This is a genomic window from Escherichia sp. E1V33, assembly GCF_004211955.1.
Lineage (GTDB): Bacteria > Pseudomonadota > Gammaproteobacteria > Enterobacterales > Enterobacteriaceae > Escherichia.
The window spans coordinates 1-20,121 of sequence record NZ_RHJI01000022.1 but is presented as its reverse complement, the minus strand read 5'-3'; the positions used below and the strand labels follow the sequence as shown (position 1 = coordinate 20,121).

Annotated in this window: 19 protein-coding genes and 2 tRNA genes; 6 read left to right on the top strand and 15 right to left on the bottom strand. The window is 52.4% G+C overall.

The genetic code is table 11. The features are described 5' to 3' along the window. Window positions 1-70 precede the first annotated feature (70 nt). From rho to trxA, 3 genes are all read right to left on the bottom strand, one after another. A complete protein-coding gene (gene rho, locus D9742_RS19695) occupies window positions 71-1,330 on the bottom strand; it encodes a transcription termination factor Rho (RefSeq protein ID WP_001054527.1) in 1,260 nt (419 codons plus the stop codon). Window positions 1,331-1,417: 87 nt separating this feature from the next. Then, window positions 1,418-1,516, bottom strand: coding sequence for a rho operon leader peptide RhoL (gene rhoL, locus D9742_RS19690; protein ID WP_032145636.1), 99 nt, complete (start codon window positions 1,514-1,516; stop codon window positions 1,418-1,420). A 139-nt stretch (window positions 1,517-1,655) separates the two neighbouring features. Further along, window positions 1,656-1,985 carry a thioredoxin TrxA gene (trxA, locus tag D9742_RS19685; protein ID WP_064530526.1) on the bottom strand — a complete coding sequence of 110 codons (330 nt, stop codon included), beginning with the start codon at window positions 1,983-1,985 and terminating at the stop codon, window positions 1,656-1,658. Window positions 1,986-2,115: 130 nt separating this feature from the next. Between trxA and rhlB the strand changes: the two genes are divergently transcribed. After that, entirely contained in the window at window positions 2,116-3,381 is a 1,266-nt protein-coding gene (rhlB, locus tag D9742_RS19680; RefSeq protein WP_000047508.1) for an ATP-dependent RNA helicase RhlB, read from the top strand. 135 nt (window positions 3,382-3,516) lie between these two features. Beyond that, on the top strand, window positions 3,517-5,001 hold the full coding sequence (gene gppA / locus D9742_RS19675; RefSeq protein ID WP_130237965.1) for a guanosine-5'-triphosphate,3'-diphosphate diphosphatase: 1,485 nt from the start codon (window positions 3,517-3,519) through the stop codon (window positions 4,999-5,001). A 46-nt stretch (window positions 5,002-5,047) separates the two neighbouring features. Here gppA and rep read toward each other — a convergent pair whose 3' ends face one another. Beyond that, entirely contained in the window at window positions 5,048-7,069 is a 2,022-nt protein-coding gene (gene rep, locus D9742_RS19670) for a DNA helicase Rep (protein ID WP_001238867.1), read from the bottom strand. Between the two features lie 86 nt (window positions 7,070-7,155). Here rep and ppiC point away from each other — a divergent pair, with 86 nt between their 5' ends. After that, window positions 7,156-7,437 carry a peptidylprolyl isomerase PpiC gene (gene ppiC / locus D9742_RS19665; protein WP_001140251.1) on the top strand — a complete coding sequence of 94 codons (282 nt, stop codon included), beginning with the start codon at window positions 7,156-7,158 and terminating at the stop codon, window positions 7,435-7,437. A gap of 45 nt (window positions 7,438-7,482) precedes the next feature. On the opposite strand, the gene ilvC is transcribed toward ppiC, so the two are convergent. After that, window positions 7,483-8,958 (bottom strand): ketol-acid reductoisomerase, encoded by a 1,476-nt coding sequence (gene ilvC, locus D9742_RS19660; protein WP_130237964.1) that lies wholly within the window; start codon window positions 8,956-8,958, stop codon window positions 7,483-7,485. Between the two features lie 149 nt (window positions 8,959-9,107). Between ilvC and ilvY the strand changes: the two genes are divergently transcribed. Continuing rightward, a complete protein-coding gene (ilvY, locus tag D9742_RS19655; protein ID WP_112046700.1) occupies window positions 9,108-10,001 on the top strand; it encodes an HTH-type transcriptional activator IlvY in 894 nt (297 codons plus the stop codon). 51 nt (window positions 10,002-10,052) lie between these two features. Here ilvY and ilvA read toward each other — a convergent pair whose 3' ends face one another. The 7 genes from ilvA to ilvL form a co-directional block, all read right to left on the bottom strand. Next, on the bottom strand, window positions 10,053-11,597 hold the full coding sequence (ilvA, locus tag D9742_RS19650) for a threonine ammonia-lyase, biosynthetic (protein WP_075331503.1): 1,545 nt from the start codon (window positions 11,595-11,597) through the stop codon (window positions 10,053-10,055). 2 nt (window positions 11,598-11,599) lie between these two features. Beyond that, window positions 11,600-13,450, bottom strand: coding sequence for a dihydroxy-acid dehydratase (gene ilvD / locus D9742_RS19645; RefSeq protein ID WP_130237963.1), 1,851 nt, complete (start codon window positions 13,448-13,450; stop codon window positions 11,600-11,602). A 64-nt stretch (window positions 13,451-13,514) separates the two neighbouring features. Next, window positions 13,515-14,444, bottom strand: coding sequence for a branched-chain-amino-acid transaminase (gene ilvE / locus D9742_RS19640; protein WP_000208520.1), 930 nt, complete (start codon window positions 14,442-14,444; stop codon window positions 13,515-13,517). A gap of 19 nt (window positions 14,445-14,463) precedes the next feature. Beyond that, entirely contained in the window at window positions 14,464-14,727 is a 264-nt protein-coding gene (gene ilvM / locus D9742_RS19635; RefSeq protein ID WP_000983255.1) for an acetolactate synthase 2 small subunit, read from the bottom strand. Next, window positions 14,724-16,370: an acetolactate synthase 2 catalytic subunit gene (gene ilvG / locus D9742_RS19630; RefSeq protein ID WP_130237962.1), complete on the bottom strand. Its 1,647-nt coding sequence runs from the start codon at window positions 16,368-16,370 to the stop codon at window positions 14,724-14,726. Before ilvG ends, ilvM begins: the two co-directional genes overlap by 4 nt. A 2-nt stretch (window positions 16,371-16,372) precedes the next feature. Beyond that, the gene (gene ilvX, locus D9742_RS19625; RefSeq protein WP_001387183.1) at window positions 16,373-16,423 is read right to left on the bottom strand and encodes a peptide IlvX; all 51 of its coding nucleotides are present in this window, start codon (window positions 16,421-16,423) and stop codon (window positions 16,373-16,375) included. 86 nt (window positions 16,424-16,509) lie between these two features. After that, window positions 16,510-16,608: an ilv operon leader peptide gene (gene ilvL, locus D9742_RS19620; protein WP_001311244.1), complete on the bottom strand. Its 99-nt coding sequence runs from the start codon at window positions 16,606-16,608 to the stop codon at window positions 16,510-16,512. A gap of 349 nt (window positions 16,609-16,957) precedes the next feature. Here ilvL and D9742_RS19615 point away from each other — a divergent pair, with 349 nt between their 5' ends. Beyond that, on the top strand, window positions 16,958-18,478 hold the full coding sequence (locus D9742_RS19615) for a YifB family Mg chelatase-like AAA ATPase (protein ID WP_130237961.1): 1,521 nt from the start codon (window positions 16,958-16,960) through the stop codon (window positions 18,476-18,478). Between the two features lie 24 nt (window positions 18,479-18,502). Here D9742_RS19615 and maoP read toward each other — a convergent pair whose 3' ends face one another. Then, a complete protein-coding gene (maoP, locus tag D9742_RS19610; RefSeq protein WP_000841001.1) occupies window positions 18,503-18,841 on the bottom strand; it encodes a macrodomain Ori organization protein MaoP in 339 nt (112 codons plus the stop codon). 118 nt (window positions 18,842-18,959) lie between these two features. Between maoP and hdfR the strand changes: the two genes are divergently transcribed. Next, window positions 18,960-19,799: an HTH-type transcriptional regulator HdfR gene (gene hdfR, locus D9742_RS19605; protein WP_130237960.1), complete on the top strand. Its 840-nt coding sequence runs from the start codon at window positions 18,960-18,962 to the stop codon at window positions 19,797-19,799. 93 nt (window positions 19,800-19,892) lie between these two features. Here hdfR and D9742_RS19600 read toward each other — a convergent pair. Together D9742_RS19600 and D9742_RS19595 are read right to left on the bottom strand one after the other, a co-directional pair. Then, window positions 19,893-19,968 (bottom strand) — tRNA-Trp (locus D9742_RS19600). Between the two features lie 8 nt (window positions 19,969-19,976). Continuing rightward, window positions 19,977-20,053, bottom strand: a tRNA-Asp gene (locus D9742_RS19595). Window positions 20,054-20,121 lie beyond the last annotated feature (68 nt).

Below are 20,121 nucleotides of genomic sequence, written 5' to 3'. Positions count from 1 at the left end.
ATACCGCTAAGATTACAGATATAAAAGCAAAACGCCACGTAAACACGTGGCGTTTTGCTGTAACACTAACTTATGAGCGTTTCATCATCTCGAAGAAATCATCATTGGTCTTGGTCATCGCAAGCTTATTAATGAGGAATTCCATCGCGTCGATTTCGCCCATCGGGTGAATGATTTTGCGCAGGATCCACATTTTCTGCAGCTCTTCCTGAGTGGTGAGCAGCTCTTCTTTACGGGTACCGGAACGGTTGTAGTCGATAGCCGGGAAGACGCGTTTTTCAGCGATCTTACGAGAGAGGTGCAGTTCCATGTTACCTGTACCTTTAAACTCTTCGTAAATAACTTCGTCCATTTTGGAGCCGGTATCGATAAGCGCTGTCGCGATAATGGTCAGGCTGCCCCCCTCTTCCACGTTACGTGCCGCACCGAAGAAGCGTTTCGGACGATGCAGGGCGTTGGCGTCTACACCACCGGTCAGCACTTTACCTGACGCCGGAACAACGGTGTTGTAAGCGCGCGCCAGACGAGTGATGGAGTCGAGCAGAATGATAACGTCTTTTTTGTGCTCAACCAGGCGTTTCGCCTTCTCGATCACCATTTCCGCAACCTGAACGTGGCGAGATGCGGGTTCGTCAAAGGTAGATGCAACAACTTCACCTTTAACCAGACGCTGCATCTCGGTTACTTCTTCCGGACGTTCGTCAATAAGAAGAACCATCAGTACGCAATCTGGATGGTTGTAAGCAATGCTCTGAGCAATGTTCTGCAGCAGCATGGTTTTACCCGCTTTTGGCGGTGCCACAATCAGACCACGCTGACCACGACCGATAGGTGATGCCAGATCCAGTACGCGAGCAGTTAAATCTTCAGTAGAACCGTTACCACGTTCCATACGCAGACGAGAGTTTGCGTGCAGCGGCGTTAAGTTCTCAAAGAGGATTTTGTTACGGGCGTTTTCAGGTTTGTCGAAGTTAACTTCGTTAACCTTCAGCAGCGCAAAATAGCGTTCACCTTCTTTCGGCGGGCGAATCTTACCAGAGATGGTATCACCAGTGCGGAGGTTGAAACGGCGGATTTGGCTAGGAGAAACGTAGATGTCATCAGGGCCGGCGAGGTAGGAGCTGTCTGCGGAACGGAGGAAACCAAATCCATCCTGCAATATCTCCAGTACGCCATCACCAAAGATATCTTCGCCACTCTTTGCGTGCTGCTTCAGGATGGCAAAAATAATGTCCTGCTTACGCATACGAGCCAGGTTTTCCAGCCCCATATTTTCGCCGAGAGTGATCAGCTCAGAAACCGGCGTATTCTTTAATTCGGTAAGATTCATAGTGGTGTGAGTTCTTAAACTTGGGGTAAATCTCGAACTTAATGTTGTGAATGGTATGGCAGGATCATCCATGCCTGTTTACGGTCATCAACTCATGTCTTTTCGCTGTCTGGTCACAGGAGAGTACGCAGAACTGAAACGACAAGACGGATTGAGTGACGAGCCAGAAATCTGTTCACTTCGCATTTAAGAAAAACAGGAAGCGTTGGATATTACAAGATTCAAACTTAATAAGGTATGTTTAATACGAAGTCAACATTAAGTTAGCATGACTCACGCCGGGCGTCCAGTTTTTAGCGACGGGGCACCCGAACATGAAATTCCCTTACGCCAGGTTAGCGTCGAGGAACTCTTTCAACTGACCTTTAGACAGTGCGCCCACTTTGGTTGCCGCCAATTCGCCGTTTTTGAACAGCAGCAGAGTCGGGATACCACGGATGCCGTATTTCGGCGCAGTGCCAGGGTTTTGATCGATGTTCAGTTTTGCAACGGTCAGTTTGCCCTGATATTCGTCAGCGATTTCATCCAGAATCGGGGCGATCATTTTGCACGGACCGCACCACTCTGCCCAGAAATCGACGAGGATCGCCCCGTCCGCTTTGAGTACATCCGTGTCAAAACTGTCGTCAGTCAGGTGAATAATTTTATCGCTCATATATAACTCCACAGGAATAAGCCTGGCGTGTTGGTTTCGTTGTTGGTGTAACATTAACCAACTAAAGGTTGACTTTATTTCACCGGATACGCTTTCGTAAAGCAATAGTAAGCTGATATTCTACCACACTATGAGCAAAACACATTTAACAGAACAGAAGTTTTCCGACTTCGCCCTGCATCCGAAGGTTGTAGAAGCCCTTGAAAAAAAAGGGTTTCATAACTGTACGCCCATTCAGGCACTGGCCCTTCCGCTGACGCTGGCGGGTCGTGACGTAGCCGGGCAGGCGCAAACCGGTACCGGAAAAACGATGGCGTTTCTTACGTCAACGTTTCATTATCTTCTCTCTCATCCCGCGATTGCCGATCGCAAGGTGAATCAACCGCGTGCCTTAATTATGGCACCGACGCGTGAACTTGCAGTGCAGATCCACGCCGACGCGGAGCCACTTGCGCAAGCTACCGGCCTGAAACTAGGTCTGGCTTACGGTGGTGATGGCTACGACAAACAGCTGAAAGTGCTGGAAAGCGGCGTTGACATTCTGATTGGCACCACGGGTCGTTTAATTGACTACGCCAAGCAGAACCACATTAACCTCGGTGCCATTCAGGTAGTGGTACTGGACGAAGCCGATCGCATGTACGATCTGGGCTTTATTAAAGATATCCGCTGGCTGTTCCGCCGTATGCCGCCTGCAAACCAGCGCCTCAACATGCTGTTCTCCGCCACGCTTTCGTACCGGGTACGTGAACTGGCGTTCGAGCAGATGAACAATGCCGAATATATTGAAGTGGAACCGGAACAGAAAACGGGCCACCGTATTAAAGAAGAGCTTTTCTACCCTTCTAACGAAGAAAAAATGCGTTTGCTGCAAACGCTGATCGAAGAAGAGTGGCCAGACAGAGCGATTATTTTCGCCAACACCAAACATCGTTGTGAAGAGATCTGGGGTCACCTGGCGGCAGATGGTCACCGTGTTGGCCTGTTAACGGGTGATGTAGCGCAGAAAAAACGTCTGCGTATTCTTGATGAATTTACCCGTGGTGATTTGGATATTCTGGTTGCCACCGACGTTGCCGCGCGTGGCCTGCATATCCCGGCAGTGACGCACGTCTTTAACTACGATTTACCGGATGACTGTGAAGATTACGTTCACCGTATTGGTCGTACAGGTCGTGCAGGCGCAAGTGGTCATTCCATCAGCCTGGCATGTGAAGAGTATGCATTGAATTTGCCTGCTATTGAGACCTATATTGGTCACTCTATTCCGGTAAGCAAATACAATCCGGACGCATTGATGACCGATCTGCCAAAACCGCTGCGCCTCACGCGCCCGCGTACAGGCAATGGTCCGCGTCGTACTGGCGCTCCGCGTAATCGTCGTCGTTCAGGTTAAATAAAAAATGTCATACTCAAAATCATTCAAACTGTATCAAGATGGCAAGAGAATGAATCCCGATGAGCTTACTGTAGTAAGTGATTTGGGTGAAAGAACGCAGCCAACACAGAGACAGATTGAAGGATGAAGAGTATGGGTTCCACCTCGTCGCTGTATGCAGCCATTGATCTCGGTTCGAATAGTTTTCATATGCTGGTTGTGCGCGAGGTGGCTGGAAGCATCCAGACGCTGACGCGAATTAAACGCAAAGTGCGTCTGGCTGCTGGCCTGAACAGCGAAAATGCCCTGTCTAATGAAGCAATGGAGCGCGGCTGGCAATGTCTGCGCCTGTTTGCTGAACGTCTGCAAGATATCCCTCCCTCGCAAATTCGCGTTGTCGCTACGGCGACGTTACGCCTTGCCGTCAATGCTGGTGATTTTATTGCCAAAGCGCAGGAAATCCTCGGTTGTCCGGTACAGGTGATCAGCGGTGAAGAGGAAGCACGTCTGATTTATCAGGGCGTTGCTCACACCACTGGCGGTGCCGATCAGCGTCTGGTGGTGGATATAGGCGGTGCCAGTACTGAACTGGTAACCGGCACGGGTGCACAAACCACCTCGTTGTTCAGCCTGTCGATGGGCTGCGTCACCTGGCTGGAACGCTATTTTGCCGATCGTAATCTGGGGCAAGAAAACTTTGTCGCTGCCGAACAAGCCGCGCGCGAAGTGCTACGCCCGGTTGCCGATGAATTGCGCTATCACGGCTGGAAAGTGTGCGTTGGTGCTTCCGGCACCGTGCAGGCGTTACAGGAAATCATGATGGCACAGGGGATGGATGAACGCATTACCCTGGAAAAGTTGCAGCAACTGAAACAACGCGCCATTCATTGCGGTCGGCTGGAGGAACTGGAGATTGACGGGCTGACGCTGGAACGCGCGTTAGTGTTCCCGAGTGGTCTGGCGATCCTGATCGCCATTTTTACCGAACTGAACATTCAGTGTATGACCCTGGCGGGCGGTGCGCTGCGTGAAGGTCTGGTTTATGGGATGCTGCATCTGGCGGTCGAGCAGGATATTCGCAGCCGAACACTGCGTAATATTCAACGTCGCTTTATGATTGATACCGATCAAGCACAGCGTGTCGCGAAACTTGCCGCTAACTTGTTCGATCAGGTCGAAAATACCTGGCATCTTGAAGCGATTAGCCGCGATTTACTGATCAGTGCCTGTCAGCTTCATGAAATTGGCCTTAGCGTTGATTTCAAACAAGCGCCTCAACATGCCGCTTATCTGGTGCGTAATCTGGATCTTCCCGGTTTTACCCCCGCGCAGAAAAAGCTGCTGGCGACGCTACTGCTCAACCAGACGAATCCGGTCGATCTCTCATCGCTGCATCAGCAAAATGCCGTACCGCCGCGTGTCGCAGAACAACTCTGCCGTTTACTGCGCCTGGCCATCATTTTTGCCAGCCGTCGTCGTGATGATTTAGTACCAGATATTAAATTACAGGCCGATCATGAGCTGTTGACCTTGACGCTTCCGCAAGGTTGGCTAACCCAACATCCGCTGGGTAAAGAGATTATTGATCAGGAAAGCCAGTGGCAGAGCTATGTCCACTGGCCGTTGGAAGTGCATTAATGAGTAAGTGCCGGATGCGATGCTGACGCATCTTTTCCGGCCTTGATTATTTCCCTCGTTTTGCCGCCATCATCGCTTTCAGATTCGCCAGATGGCTTTGCCCTTTCTGCATCCGTTCTTCGGCACTGACCACTTTGCGCTCCTGTTCCCAAATCAGATCATCCTGCGGCAGCTCCAGCAGGAAGCGGCTCGGCTCCGGGCGCACCAGTTCGCCGTACTGACGGCGTTCTTTACACAGCGTAAAGGTCAATTCCTTCTGGGCGCGGGTAATGCCGACATAGGCCAGCCGCCGCTCCTCATCAATATTGTCTTCATCAATGCTGCTCTGGTGCGGCAAAAACCCTTCTTCCATACCGACCATGTAGACATAAGGAAACTCCAGTCCTTTCGACGCGTGGAGAGTCATCAGTTGCACCTGATCCAGCTCTTCTTCACTCTCACCACGCTCCATCATGTCGCGCAGAGTAAAGCGCGTCACCACCTGGGTGAGTGTCATCGGCTCATCCAGTTCGCTGCCTTCGAGCATCTCCGTCATCCAGCTAAATAACTGATTAACGTTCTTCATGCGCATTTCGGCGGCTTTCGGGCTGGGCGATGTTTCGTACAGCCAGGATTCATAATCCATGCCGTGGATCAGATCACGCACCGCGGCAATCGGCTCCCGCTCAGCCAGACGCTGGATTTCCGCCAGCCAGTGAGTAAAGCGGGTCAACGCCTCATAACCACGTCCGCTCAGCGTCTGACTCAATCCCATATCAAAGCTGGCGGTAAACATGCTTTTATTGCGCGTCATCGCCCACTCACCCAGCTTTTTCAGCGTCGCCGGGCCAATCTCTCGCTTCGGCGTGTTAACGATACGCAGGAACGCACTATCATCGTCCGGGTTAGTCAGCACGCGCAGATAAGCCAGCAAGTCCTTGATTTCAGGACGGGAGAAAAACGACGTACCACCAGAAATTTTGTACGGGATGCGGTTTTGCATCAGGAATTTTTCAAACACCCGCGACTGATGGTTACCGCGATAGAGAATAGCGTAATCTTTGTACTGCGTTTTATTGACAAAGTGATGCGCAATCAGTTCACCGGTGACGCGCTCGGCTTCATGTTCTTCGTTATTCGCGCTTAAAACTTTTAGCTCCGCGCCGTAACCCAGTTCGGAGAACAGACGCTTTTCAAAGACGTGCGGGTTATTGGCGATCAGAATGTTCGCCGCTTTCAGAATACGCCCGGAAGAGCGGTAGTTCTGCTCAAGCTTAATAACCTTCAACGCCGGGAAATCCTGACTCAACAGCACCAGGTTTTGCGGACGTGCGCCGCGCCAGGAGTAGATCGACTGGTCATCATCACCCACCACGGTAAAGCGCGCGCGGCTGCCCACCAGCAGTTTCACCAGCTCATACTGGCTGGTGTTGGTGTCCTGATATTCGTCCACCAGCAGGTAGCGAATTTTGTTCTGCCAGCGTTCACGAACTTCTTCATTGCGTTGCAACAGCAACGTCGGCAATAAAATCAGGTCATCGAAGTCGAGAACGTTACAGGCTTTCAGGTGTGCATCATACAGCCCATAACAATGGGCAAAAATACGATCCCGCTCGCCCTTTGCCTCTGCCGCCGCCTGCGCCGGAGTTTTGAGATCGTTCTTCCAGTTGGAGATGGTCGAAATTAGTTGTTGCAGGAGAACTTTGTCATCTTCAATCAGCCCCTCAGTCAACTCTTTGAGCAAAGCAAGCTGATCGGTATCGTCAAACAACGAGAAGTTCGCTTTCATCCCAAGCGCCGCATACTCACGCTTGATGATATCCAGCCCCAACGTATGGAAAGTGGAGATCATCAGCCCACGCGCCTCTTTGCGCCCCAGCGTCTGCCCGACACGCTCTTTCATCTCACGCGCTGCTTTATTAGTAAAGGTCACCGCCGCAATGTGCCGCGCCTGATAACCGCAACCGCGGATCAGATGGGCGATTTTATTGGTGATAACACGAGTTTTACCGGAACCCGCGCCCGCCAGCACCAGGCAGGGGCCGGTAACGAATTCGACAGCTTGTTGTTGGCCGGGGTTTAGACGCATAGGAAAATCGCTCAATGAAAGTCGGGAGGGGAAAATAACAGCGTGGTAGTATAGCCAGCCTCATCCTTACCACTCAAGGCACGATCATGGCAAAAACAGCAGCAGCACTGCATATCCTTGTAAAAGAAGAGAAACTGGCTTTGGATCTTCTCGAGCAGATTAAGAACGGTGCCGATTTCGGCAAGCTGGCGAAGAAACACTCCATTTGCCCGTCAGGCAAACGCGGCGGTGATTTAGGTGAATTCCGCCAGGGTCAGATGGTTCCGGCGTTCGATAAAGTTGTGTTCTCTTGTCCGGTACTGGAGCCGACTGGCCCGCTGCATACCCAGTTCGGTTACCACATCATTAAGGTGCTTTACCGTAACTAATAGCAAGGCCTTCTCCGGGAGAAGGCCTTGAACTCTGAATCGCTATTAACCCGCAACAGCAATGCGTTTCATATCTGTCATATAGCCGCGCAGTTTCTTACCTACCTGCTCAATCGCATGACTGCGAATCGCTTCGTTCACATCACGCAGTTGCGCGTTATCTACCGCACCTTCCGGAATAGCTTTCCCCAGATCGCCCGGTTGCAGCTCTGCCATAAACGGTTTCAGCAACGGCACACAAGCGTAAGAGAACAGATAGTTACCGTACTCGGCAGTATCAGAGATAACCACGTTCATTTCGTACAGACGCTTACGGGCGATGGTGTTGGCAATCAGCGGCAGCTCGTGCAGTGACTCATAGTAAGCAGATTCTTCAATGATGCCGGAATCGACCATAGTTTCGAACGCCAGTTCAACACCCGCTTTCACCATCGCGATCATCAGTACGCCTTTATCGAAGTACTCCTGCTCGCCAATTTTACCTTCATACTGCGGCGCGGTTTCGAACGCGGTTTTGCCGGTTTCTTCACGCCAGGTCAGCAGTTTCTTATCGTCGTTAGCCCAGTCTGCCATCATGCCGGAGGAGAATTCGCCGGAGATGATGTCGTCCATATGTTTCTGGAACAGCGGTGCCATAATCTCTTTCAGCTGTTCAGAGAGCGCGTAAGCGCGCAGTTTCGCCGGGTTAGAGAGACGGTCCATCATCAGGGTGATGCCGCCCTGTTTCAGCGCTTCGGTGACGGTTTCCCAGCCGAACTGAATCAGTTTTTCCGCATATGCCGGGTCGGAGCCTTCTTCCACCAGCTTGTCGAAGCACAGCAGCGAGCCAGCCTGCAACATACCGCACAGAATGGTTTGCTCGCCCATCAGGTCAGATTTCACTTCCGCAACGAAGGAAGATTCCAGCACGCCTGCACGGTGACCACCGGTTGCTGCCGCCCAGGCTTTGGCAATCGCCATACCTTCGCCTTTCGGATCGTTTTCCGGGTGAACGGCAATCAGCGTCGGTACGCCGAATCCACGTTTGTACTCTTCACGCACTTCGGTGCCAGGGCATTTCGGCGCAACCATTACTACGGTAATGTCTTTACGGATCTGCTCGCCCACTTCGACGATGTTGAAACCGTGCGAGTAACCCAGCGCCGCGCCGTCTTTCATCAGTGGCTGTACGGTGCGCACTACATCAGAGTGCTGCTTGTCCGGCGTCAGGTTAACCACCAGATCCGCCTGTGGGATCAGTTCTTCGTAAGTACCCACTTTAAAACCATTTTCGGTCGCTTTACGCCAGGACGCGCGCTTCTCGGCAATCGCTTCTTTACGCAGAGCGTAGGAGATATCGAGACCAGAATCACGCATGTTCAGGCCCTGGTTCAGACCCTGTGCGCCACAGCCGACGATGACTACTTTTTTACCCTGAAGGTAGCTCGCGCCATCGGCGAATTCATCGCGCCCCATAAAGCGACATTTGCCCAGCTGTGCCAGCTGCTGGCGCAGATTCAGTGTATTGAAGTAGTTAGCCATGGTGATTCCTCGTGATGTTGTGCTTCTTATTGTTCGGTTCGCGTTTGCGAGATTGAATTCACTATATGACAGGAAATATATTGCGGAAATTGATATATTCACAACGTCACATTGCAATTTCTGCAACGTCAACATCGAGGGCTGCCCCATTGGATTTACGCGATCTGAAAACCTTCCTGCATCTGGCGGAAAGCCGCCATTTTGGCCGCAGCGCGCGGGCGATGCACGTTAGCCCGTCTACGCTTTCACGGCAGATTCAGCGCCTGGAAGAAGATCTCGGCCAACCGCTGTTTGTGCGCGATAACCGCACGGTGACGCTGACGGAAGCGGGCGAAGAACTGCGTGTTTTCGCCCAGCAAACGTTGTTGCAGTATCAGCAATTGCGTCACACCATCGATCAGCAAGGACCGTCGCTCTCTGGCGAATTACATATCTTCTGCTCGGTGACTGCCGCTTACAGCCATCTGCCGCCCATTCTCGACCGCTTCCGCGCGGAACATCCGTCGGTGGAGATCAAGCTCACCACCGGCGATGCGGCGGATGCGATGGAAAAGGTGGTGACGGGGGAAGCGGATTTGGCGATTGCCGGGAAGCCGGAGACTCTGCCCGGCGCGGTGGCATTTTCGATGCTGGAGAACCTGGCGGTGGTGCTGATTGCGCCCGCGCTGCCCTGCCCGGTGCGTAATCAGGTTTCGGTAGAGAAGCCAGACTGGTCTACAGTGCCGTTTATTATGGCCGATCAGGGACCGGTGCGCCGCCGCATTGAGTTGTGGTTCCGACGCAATAAAATCAGCAACCCGATGATTTACGCCACGGTCGGCGGGCATGAAGCAATGGTATCAATGGTGGCGCTCGGTTGCGGCGTAGCCTTGTTGCCGGAAGTGGTGCTGGAAAACAGCCCGGAGCCTGTACGCAACCGGGTAATGATTTTAGATCGCAGCGATGAGAAAACGCCGTTTGAACTGGGCGTGTGTGCACAAAAAAAGCGGCTGCATGAGCCGCTGATTGAGGCGTTCTGGAAGATTTTACCGAACCACAAATGACGTTGTCGCGTGGGTAGGCCTGATAAACGAAGCGCCATCAGGCATTTTTCCCTAACCCGCCAAAAAGAATCTAAACGCCGGATTATTGGTTTCGTCGTGGCAATCGTAGCCCAGCTCATTCAGCCGGGTTTCGAAATCCGGTTCATGATCGCCAAGCTCGAACGCCGCCAGTACGCGCCCGTAGTCGGTACCGTGGCTGCGATAATGGAATAAAGAAATATTCCAGTGCGTACCCAACGTGTTGAGGAAGCGCAACAGCGCGCCCGGCGATTCCGGGAATTCGAAGCTGTAGAGGCGTTCCTGCAACGGATGCGATGGACGCCCGCCGACCATATAGCGCACATGCAACTTCGCCATTTCGTCGTCGGAGAGATCAACCACGCTGTAGCCGCCGTCGTTGAGCATCTGCAAAATTTCTTTGCGCTCTTCGAGGCCGCGGCTCAGGCGCACACCGACAAAGATGCAGGCGTTTTTGGCATCAGCAAAGCGGTAGTTGAACTCAGTGACCGAACGCCCGCCAAGCAGCTGGCAGAATTTGAGGAAGCTGCCTTTTTCTTCCGGGATGGTGACCGCCAGCAACGCTTCACGCTGTTCGCCCAGTTCGCAGCGTTCCGAGACGTAGCGCAGGCCGTGGAAGTTCACGTTGGCACCGGAAAGCACATGCGCCAGTCGTTCGCCGCGAATGTTGTGCTGGGCGATGTATTTTTTCATTCCCGCCAGCGCCAACGCGCCGGAAGGTTCCGCCACCGCGCGCACATCTTCGAATAAATCCTTCATCGCCGCACAGATGGCATCACTATCGACGGTGATGATGTCGTCGAGATACTCCTGGCATAAACGGAAGGTTTCGTCGCCGATGCGTTTTACCGCTACGCCTTCAGCAAATAGCCCCACGCGCGGCAGATCAACGGGATGACCCGCATCCAGCGCCGCTTTCAGACAGGCGGAATCTTCCGCTTCTACGGCGATCACTTTGATTTGCGGCATCAGTTGTTTGATCAGCACCGCCACGCCCGCCGCCAGACCACCACCGCCGACCGGCACAAATACGCGGTCGAGATGGGCGTCCTGCTGGAGCAGTTCCAGCGCCAGCGTACCTTGCCCGGCGATCACCATCGGATGGTCGAACGGCGGCACCCAGGTGAAGCCCTGCTGCTGTGACAGTTCGATCGCTTTGGCTTTTGCTTCATCAAAGTTCGCGCCGTGAAGCAGCACTTCGCCGCCGAAGCCGCGTACCGCATCAACTTTGATATCGGCGGTAGCGGTTGGCATGACGATCAGCGCCTTCACGCCTAACCGCGCAGAAGAAAACGCCACACCCTGCGCGTGGTTGCCCGCAGAAGCGGTGATCACGCCGTGCGCTTTTTGTTCTTCCGTCAGGCCCGCCATCATGGCGTATGCGCCGCGCAACTTAAAGCTATGAACTGGCTGGCGATCTTCGCGCTTCACCAGAATCACGTTATCAAGACGAGACGAGAGCTTTTCCATTTTTTGTAGCGGCGTGACCTGCGCCGCTTCGTAGACCGGTGCGCGTAGCACCGCTCTTAAATATTCGGCACCTTCCGGGGTGCCGGAGAGAGGTTGTGAGTCAGCCATCATTAACCCCCCAGTTTCGATTTATCGCGCACCGCACCTTTATCGGCGCTGGTTGCCAGGCTGGCGTAGGCGCGCAGCGCAAAGGAGACCTGACGTTCACGATTTTTCGGCGTCCAGGCCTTGTCGCCACGGGCTTCCTGCGCTTCACGACGCGCCGCCAGTTCGGCATCGCTTACCTGTAACTGAATGCCACGGTTCGGAATGTCGATGGCGATCAGGTCGCCGTCTTCAATCAGGCCAATGCTGCCGCCGCTTGCCGCTTCCGGTGAGACGTGGCCGATAGAAAGGCCAGAGGTGCCGCCAGAGAAACGACCGTCGGTGATCAGCGCACAGGCTTTACCGAGCCCCATTGATTTCAGGAAGCTGGTTGGGTAGAGCATTTCCTGCATCCCCGGACCACCTTTTGGGCCTTCATAGCGAATTACTACCACATCTCCGGCGACAACTTTACCGCCGAGAATCGCTTCTACCGCGTCGTCCTGGCTTTCGTATACTTTCGCCGGGCCGGTGAATTTGAGGATGCTGTCATCGACGCCCGCGGTTTTAACGATGCAGCCGTTTTCTGCGAAATTACCGTAGAGCACCGCCAGGCCGCCGTCTTTGCTATAGGCGTGTTCCAGCGAGCGGATACAGCCATTGGCGCGATCGTCGTCCAGCGTATCCCAACGGCAATCTTGCGAGAATGCCTGGGTGGTACGGATACCCGCAGGGCCGGCGCGGAACATATTTTTTACCGCGTCATCCTGGGTCAGCATAACGTCGTATTGTTCCAGCGTTTGCGGCAACGTCAGGCCAAGTACGTTTTTCACATCGCGATTCAGTAAGTTAGCGCGATCCAGTTCGCCGAGAATACCGATAACACCACCAGCACGGTGAACATCTTCCATATGGTATTTTTGGGTGCTCGGCGCAACTTTGCATAACTGCGGGACTTTACGCGAAAGTTTGTCGATATCACTCATGGTGAAGTCGATTTCCGCTTCCTGCGCCGCCGCCAGCAGGTGGAGAACGGTGTTGGTAGAGCCGCCCATCGCGATATCCAGCGTCATGGCGTTTTCAAATGCCGCTTTGCTGGCAATGTTACGCGGCAGCGCAGAGGCATCATCCTGCTCATAGTAACGTTTGGTCAGCTCAACAATGCGTTTACCAGCGTTGAGGAACAGCTGCTTGCGGTCGGCGTGGGTTGCCAGCAGCGAGCCGTTGCCCGGCTGCGACAGGCCCAGCGCTTCGGTCAGGCAGTTCATCGAGTTAGCGGTGAACATCCCGGAACAGGAACCGCAGGTTGGGCATGCGGAACGTTCAACCTGATCGCTCTGGGAGTCAGAAACTTTCGGGTCTGCCCCCTGGATCATCGCATCAACCAGATCGAGCTTGATGATCTGATCGGACAGTTTGGTTTTCCCGGCCTCCATCGGGCCGCCGGAAACAAAGATCACCGGAATATTCAGGCGCAGAGAGGCCATCAGCATCCCCGGGGTGATTTTGTCACAGTTAGAGATGCAGACCATTGCGTCGGCGCAGTGGGCATTGACCATATACTCAACGGAATCAGCGATCAGTTCGCGAGACGGTAGTGAATAAAGCATCCCCCCGTGGCCCATAGCGATTCCATCATCCACCGCAATGGTGTTGAACTCTTTGGCAACGCCGCCAGCCGCTTCAATTTGTTCGGCGACCAGTTTACCGAGATCGCGCAGATGGACGTGACCCGGTACAAATTGGGTGAACGAGTTCACAACCGCGATAATCGGCTTACCGAAATCGGCGTCGGTCATTCCGGTGGCGCGCCACAGCGCACGAGCACCCGCCATATTACGACCATGAGTGGTGGTGGCGGAACGGTACTTAGGCATACTTTATTTACTCCCAGTGTCTGTCTCGTAAATGGGACGGTGCGTGCCGTCCCATTTTTTGTATTTATTGATTAACTTGATCTAACCAGCCCCATTTATCTTCGGTTTCGCCGGTAAAGAGGCCGAAGAAGGCTTGCTGAATGCGTTTGGTGACCGGGCCACAACGGCCTTCACCTACCTGAATACCGTCTACACTGCGCACTGGCGTGATTTCTGCCGCCGTACCGGACATAAACACTTCATCCGCCAGATACAGCGATTCGCGCGACAGCACCTGCTCACGCACTTCAATTCCCAGCTCTTTCGCCAGTTTGATGATGGCATCACGGGTAATACCCGGCAGCGCGGAGGAGGTGAATGGTGGGGTGAACAGCACACCATCTTTCACTTCAAACAGGTTTTCGCCTGCGCCTTCAGAGATGTAACCATTCACATCCAGCGCGATACCTTCCTGATAACCGTGGCGGCGCGCTTCGCTACCCACCAGCAGGGAAGAGAGGTAGTTACCACCGGCTTTCGCCGCGGTTGGGATGGTGTTTGGTGCTGCGCGATTCCAGGAGGAAACCATCGCATCGATCCCCTGCTCCAGCGCTTCTGCGCCCAGATACGCTCCCCACGGGAAAGCGGCGATAATCACATCGGTTGAGTATCCCGCTGGCGGGTTTACACCCATGCCAACATCACCGACGAAGATCAGCGGACGGATATAGGCGCTGGTGAGATTGTTTTTGCGGATCACGTCACGACAAGCTTCCATCAGCTCATCAATGCTCTGCGAAACCGGGAAACGATAGATTTTGGCGGAGTCATGCAGACGCTGCATATGCTCACGATGGCGGAATACAACCGGTCCTTTGTGCGAGTCGTAACAACGGATGCCTTCAAAAACCGAGGTGCCATAGTGCAGCGCGTGCGACATCACATGCACCTTCGCGTCTTCCCAGCGAACCATCTCCCCATTGAACCAAATGTAATCAGCTTTCTTCGTGGTCATTTTTATATTCCTTTTGCGCTCAGGCGCGGATTTGTTGTGATGTGGTTGTGCTCTGGCAGATGGCAACGTGTGCGACGTCCACCAGTTTATTTAACTGACTAAACAGTAAGTCGACCGACCGTGGGCTGGCAACGGTCAATTCGATATTTATATTTTGTGCATCGCTGGCGGCGGCCATATTCATTGAGCAGACGTGGAAACCACGATGGCGCACCACGCGTAAAACACGTTCTAAGGTTTCTGGATTGAAGCGAGCCGATACATTGACCTGATGTTGCATCATGATAATTTCTCCAACATTTCTGAATTACTGGCACCAGGCGGCACCAGCGGCCAGACGTTCTCAAGTTCGTCGATTGAGACATGAAGCAGGTATGGCCCATCACTGTTCAGCATGGTGTCGAGTGCCGCTTCAACCTGGTCTTTACGGGTGATGTGTTGGCCAGGGATGCCGAAGGCGCTGGCTAACATAAGGAAATCGGGGTTATCGGTAAGGGTGGTTTCGCTGTATCGTTCCTGGAAAAACAGTTGCTGCCATTGTCGAACCATCCCTAACCGTTGGTTATCGAGTAAGACGATTTTCAACGGTAACTGCTTGCGTTTTACGGTGCCCAGCTCTTGTACATTCATCATGAAAGAGCCGTCACCGGAGATACAGACGACGGTATCGTTCGGTCGCGCGACTTGTGCGCCAACCGCCGCCGGTAAACCGAACCCCATGGTGCCTAATCCGCTGGAGGTGATGAAATTTTCCGGGCGAGTATGGGCGATGTGCTGGGCAGCCCACATCTGGTGCTGCCCCACATCTGTGGTCACGACGCAATCCGCAGGTTTACGATCCGACAGTTGTTTTAACAACAACGGCGCGTAGATAGCGTCTCCGGGATGGTCGTAACGCCAGGCATGTTCATCACGCAGCTGCGCGCAGTGTTGCTGCCATTCATTGATATTTAATGGCTGCTGTAATGCTGGTAACAGAGCATTTAAATCACCCTGTAATGCCACATGTACCTGACGCAGCTTGTTCATTTCTGCCGGATCGATATCCATATGGATAACGCTGGCGAGTGGCGCGAAAGTGTTCAGTTTGCCGGTCACCCGGTCATCAAAACGTGCACCCACAGCGATCAGCAGATCGCACTCCTGCACCGCGAAGTTCGCCGCTTTGGTGCCGTGCATTCCCAGCATGCCCAAATAGTACGGATAATCCGCTTCAACTGCGCCCAGCCCTTTCAGCGTACAGGTGGCAGGCATTTTTGTGGCAGCGATAAATTCACGCAGAGCGGGAACTGCCTGCGCCATACCCACGCCACCGCCAACGTACAGCATCGGTTTTTGCGCTTTTGCCAGCATCTGGCGCGCTTGCTCGACTTCGGCATGTGGGAAAGTCACTTCGTTTTCAACGGTGGTGAACCACGGTTCCAGGTCACCGCTGGCTAACTGAATATCTTTTGGGATATCGACCAGAACCGGGCCAGGACGACCTGAGCTGGCAACTTCAAACGCTTCAGCCATGATGCGCGGCAACTCTTCCAGCGACTGTACCAGGAAGCTGTGTTTGGTACAGGCTAACGACAATCCCAGGACATCCACTTCCTGAAATGCGTCGGTGCCGATAAACGGTGCGGACACCTGACCGGTGATGGCAACAACAGGGATGGAATCTAACAGCGCGTCCGCAAGCCCGGTTATCAGATTGGTTGCGCCAGGACCAGACGTGGCGATACATACGCCAGTTTTTCCCGTAGCGCGGGCATAGCCGATAGCCGCCATTGCCGCGCCCTGTTCATGTCTGCACAGCAAGTGCTCCACGCCGCCGTCATACAATGCATCGTAAACCGGCATAATTGCGCCACCCGGATAACCGAAAACGGTATTCACACCCTGTGCCCGCAACGCATGTACCACCCACTGTGCGCCATTCATAGTTAGTTCCCCGTCCTGAATCTCGAGAAACAGAATTTTGTGCTGTTATTCATTGTCTGCTCCTCGGTTATGTTTTTAAGGTCAAAAAAAACCCCCGGACCTTTCGGTGCGGGGGTCTTAGTTCGTTAAGGCTTGATCTCTAAGCCTTTCCTCGTCCAAGTGCAGCCCCGCACGGTGGGATAATAATCACCACCACGCTAATCACGACCAGGCTAATCACTCGTAGAAGGGCTGTCATTTTGTCTTTTCTTGCATCTTGTTCGAAGGAATGCCTAAAGAGTTACCATAGATTTTGCAAATTGCACAAGATATTTTTTAATCACTTTTTGTTGCACCCCCAACTATTTCGATAAAGACCATTGTTTTCTATATAAAAAATGGTGAGTGAAAAAAATTCAATTTCCGTATGTTTCGTACCCTCGTCCAGAGGCTAATTTTTTAGTTCTCATTTTTGCGAGAGTTATTCCATCACTCATACAACTCAGATCACGTTGCATAAATAAACGGGAATCAGACGCTAATTAACGCAATCTGGCAGACTACAGCAGCGATCTCTTATGCACATAATAGTGGCTCAAGGAGGGCTTATGTCACTGTCAATTGTTCATACTCGTGCAGCTCTGGGAGTAAATGCACCCCCGATCACTGTTGAGGTTCATATCAGTAAAGGTCTACCAGGATTAACGATGGTCGGTTTACCTGAAACAACGGTAAAAGAAGCATGCGATCGCGTGCGCAGCGCCATTATCAATAGCGGATATGAATATCCAGCGAAAAAAATCACCATTAACCTTGCACCAGCCGACCTGCCGAAAGAAGGAGGGCGATATGATTTGCCTATCGCTATTGCTTTGCTGGCAGCCTCTGAACAGCTTACAGCCAATAAGTTGCATGAATATGAATTAGTCGGAGAACTGGCGCTTACAGGCGCTCTGCGTGGCGTTCCCGGCGCAATCTCCAGTGCAACTGAAGCTATTAAGTCGGGCAGAAAAATTATCGTCGCGAAAGATAACGAAGCTGAAGTAGGGTTAATTAATGGTGAAGGGTGCTTGATAGCCGATCATTTACAAGCTGTCTGTGCGTTTCTGGAAGGTAAGCATTCTCTCGAACGTCCAGCACCTACTGATGCGGAGTTCAGGGTATTACAACATGATCTCAGTGATGTTGTAGGTCAGGAGCAAGGAAAGCGAGGGCTGGAAATAACCGCCGCAGGGGGCCACAACCTTTTACTGATTGGGCCGCCAGGAACAGGTAAAACAATGCTCGCCAGCCGTATTAATGGCTTATTGCCAGATTTAAGTAATGAAGAAGCTCTGGAAAGTGCCGCGATATTAAGTCTGGTGAATGCTGAATCAGTACAAAAACAATGGCGGCAGCGCCCGTTCCGTTCACCGCATCACAGTGCGTCGTTAACTGCGATGGTAGGCGGTGGCGCAATTCCCGGGCCTGGTGAAATTTCGCTGGCGCATAACGGCGTGCTTTTTCTTGATGAACTACCTGAATTTGAACGACGTACATTAGATGCCTTGCGGGAACCAATTGAGTCTGGGCAGATCCATCTTTCACGCACGCGGGCCAAAATAACCTACCCGGCCCGTTTCCAGCTTGTTGCGGCGATGAATCCTAGCCCTACCGGACATTATCAGGGGAACCATAACCGCTGTACGCCAGAACAAACACTGCGTTACCTAAACCGACTCTCTGGTCCCTTTCTTGACCGATTTGACCTCTCACTGGAGATCCCTCTACCGCCACCCGGTATTTTGAGTAAAGCGGTTGTTCAGGGGGAAAACAGCGCCACCGTTAAACAACGCGTAATGGCCGCCAGAGAGCGCCAATTTAAGCGGCAGAATAAACTGAATGCCTGGCTGGATAGTCCGGAAATACGCCAATTCTGCAAGCTTGAGAGCGAAGACGCGCAGTGGCTGGAAGAAACGCTACTTCATCTGGGATTATCGATTCGTGCCTGGCAGCGATTACTGAAGGTGTCGAGAACTATTGCTGATATTGAACAGTCTGACGTCATCACACGCCAGCATTTACAGGAGGCAGTTAGCTATCGAGCTATCGATCGCTTGCTTATTCATTTACAAAAACTACTGACATAAAAAAAGGGCATTTCGCCCTTTTTATTAATCGTCGGAATCGGTGTAGTCTTCAGCACCTTCGACCTGCGGTTTACCGCCGGAAAGAGTGTGAAAACGTTTTGGACGCTTGATACGCGTCATATATTTGGACCACACGCGTTCTGCTTCTGTCACTGGCTCACGTTCGCCACGGCATACTGCTACGAAGAGTTTCTCTTCCTCGGTAACCGGTTCGCGTTTGCCGAGATCCAGCTCATTGAAGGCATAACCATGACGTTCAAGCAGTTGTGCCTCTTTGATGGTGAAATCACCATGACGAGAGAATCCACGTGGATAATGTTTATTGTCGAAATATCGATTAGTCGTCGTAAAGCTTTCCGCCATCCTGCACGCTCCTAATTCTTTGACCGAGCTAGTTATGGCGCGGAGTATTAGTTACGCTTGACAGAGTGTAAAACAAAACATTTAAATCATAACGACAAATAATTTTGCGGAGAGCACTGTGGATACGGAATTGTTAAAAACTTTCCTGGAAGTTAGCCGAACGCGTCACTTTGGTCGAGCGGCTGAATCGCTCTATCTGACCCAATCAGCCGTGAGCTTTCGAATCAGACAACTGGAAAATCAACTGGGTGTGAATCTTTTCACCCGCCACAGAAACAATATCCGTTTAACCGCTGCCGGAGAAAAGCTTCTGCCTTATGCAGAAACGCTCATGAGCACCTGGCAGGCCGCCCGTAAGGAGGTGGCGCATACCTCACGACATAATGAGTTTTCTATCGGTGCCAGCGCCTCGCTGTGGGAATGTATGCTTAATCAGTGGCTGGGACGCTTGTATCAGAATCAGGATGCCCACACAGGCCTGCAATTTGAAGCGCGAATTGCCCAACGACAGTCTCTGGTAAAACAGCTACATGAACGTCAGCTTGATCTTCTTATTACTACTGAAGCGCCCAAAATGGACGAGTTTAGTAGTCAGTTGTTGGGACATTTCACCTTAGCGCTCTATACCAGCGCCCCCTCTAAGTTAAAGGGTGATCTTAACTACCTACGTCTGGAATGGGGTCCAGATTTTCAACAGCATGAGACAGGTTTGATTGGTGCTGATGAAGTCCCAATCCTGACTACCAGTTCTGCTGAACTGGCACAACAACAGATTGAAATGCTTAATGGCTGCACCTGGCTGCCAGTAAGTTGGGCGCGTAAAAAAGGCGGTCTGCATACTGTTGTCGACAGTACAACACTTTCACGACCACTTTATGCCATATGGCTGCAAAATAGCGACAAACATGCGGTGATTCGCGATCTATTGAAAATTAACGTACTGGATGAAGTGTATTAATCTGAATGGCTGGCAAGGACGCCGGTAGATGGATTTATTAGGATGGGTTATTTCAGATAAAAAAAATCCTTAGCTTTCGCTAAGGATGATTTCTGGCAGGGGCGGAGAGACTCGAACTCCCAACACCCGGTTTTGGAGACCGGTGCTCTACCAATTGAACTACGCCCCTAATTAGGGTGGCGGAACGGACGGGACTCGAACCCGCGACCCCCTGCGTGACAGGCAGGTATTCTAACCGACTGAACTACCGCTCCACCGAATTCTTTTACAACCACCGGTTTTATGACCGGCTTACTGCTTAATTTGATGCCTGGCAGTTCCC

What these genes read in the sequence shown, in the direction of transcription:
- rho (WP_001054527.1), bottom strand. Translation starts at nt 1,330, where the DNA reads ATGAATCTTACCGAATTAAAGAATACGCCGGTTTCTGAGCTGATCACT.
- rhoL (WP_032145636.1), bottom strand. Translation starts at nt 1,516, where the DNA reads ATGCGAAGTGAACAGATTTCTGGCTCGTCACTCAATCCGTCTTGTCGT.
- trxA (WP_064530526.1), bottom strand. Translation starts at nt 1,985, where the DNA reads ATGAGCGATAAAATTATTCACCTGACTGACGACAGTTTTGACACGGAT.
- rhlB (WP_000047508.1), top strand. Translation starts at nt 2,116, where the DNA reads ATGAGCAAAACACATTTAACAGAACAGAAGTTTTCCGACTTCGCCCTG.
- gppA (WP_130237965.1), top strand. Translation starts at nt 3,517, where the DNA reads ATGGGTTCCACCTCGTCGCTGTATGCAGCCATTGATCTCGGTTCGAAT.
- rep (WP_001238867.1), bottom strand. Translation starts at nt 7,069, where the DNA reads ATGCGTCTAAACCCCGGCCAACAACAAGCTGTCGAATTCGTTACCGGC.
- ppiC (WP_001140251.1), top strand. Translation starts at nt 7,156, where the DNA reads ATGGCAAAAACAGCAGCAGCACTGCATATCCTTGTAAAAGAAGAGAAA.
- ilvC (WP_130237964.1), bottom strand. Translation starts at nt 8,958, where the DNA reads ATGGCTAACTACTTCAATACACTGAATCTGCGCCAGCAGCTGGCACAG.
- ilvA (WP_075331503.1), bottom strand. Translation starts at nt 11,597, where the DNA reads ATGGCTGACTCACAACCTCTCTCCGGCACCCCGGAAGGTGCCGAATAT.
- ilvD (WP_130237963.1), bottom strand. Translation starts at nt 13,450, where the DNA reads ATGCCTAAGTACCGTTCCGCCACCACCACTCATGGTCGTAATATGGCG.
- ilvE (WP_000208520.1), bottom strand. Translation starts at nt 14,444, where the DNA reads ATGACCACGAAGAAAGCTGATTACATTTGGTTCAATGGGGAGATGGTT.
- ilvM (WP_000983255.1), bottom strand. Translation starts at nt 14,727, where the DNA reads ATGATGCAACATCAGGTCAATGTATCGGCTCGCTTCAATCCAGAAACC.
- ilvG (WP_130237962.1), bottom strand. Translation starts at nt 16,370, where the DNA reads ATGAATGGCGCACAGTGGGTGGTACATGCGTTGCGGGCACAGGGTGTG.
- ilvL (WP_001311244.1), bottom strand. Translation starts at nt 16,608, where the DNA reads ATGACAGCCCTTCTACGAGTGATTAGCCTGGTCGTGATTAGCGTGGTG.
- D9742_RS19615 (WP_130237961.1), top strand. Translation starts at nt 16,958, where the DNA reads ATGTCACTGTCAATTGTTCATACTCGTGCAGCTCTGGGAGTAAATGCA.
- maoP (WP_000841001.1), bottom strand. Translation starts at nt 18,841, where the DNA reads ATGGCGGAAAGCTTTACGACGACTAATCGATATTTCGACAATAAACAT.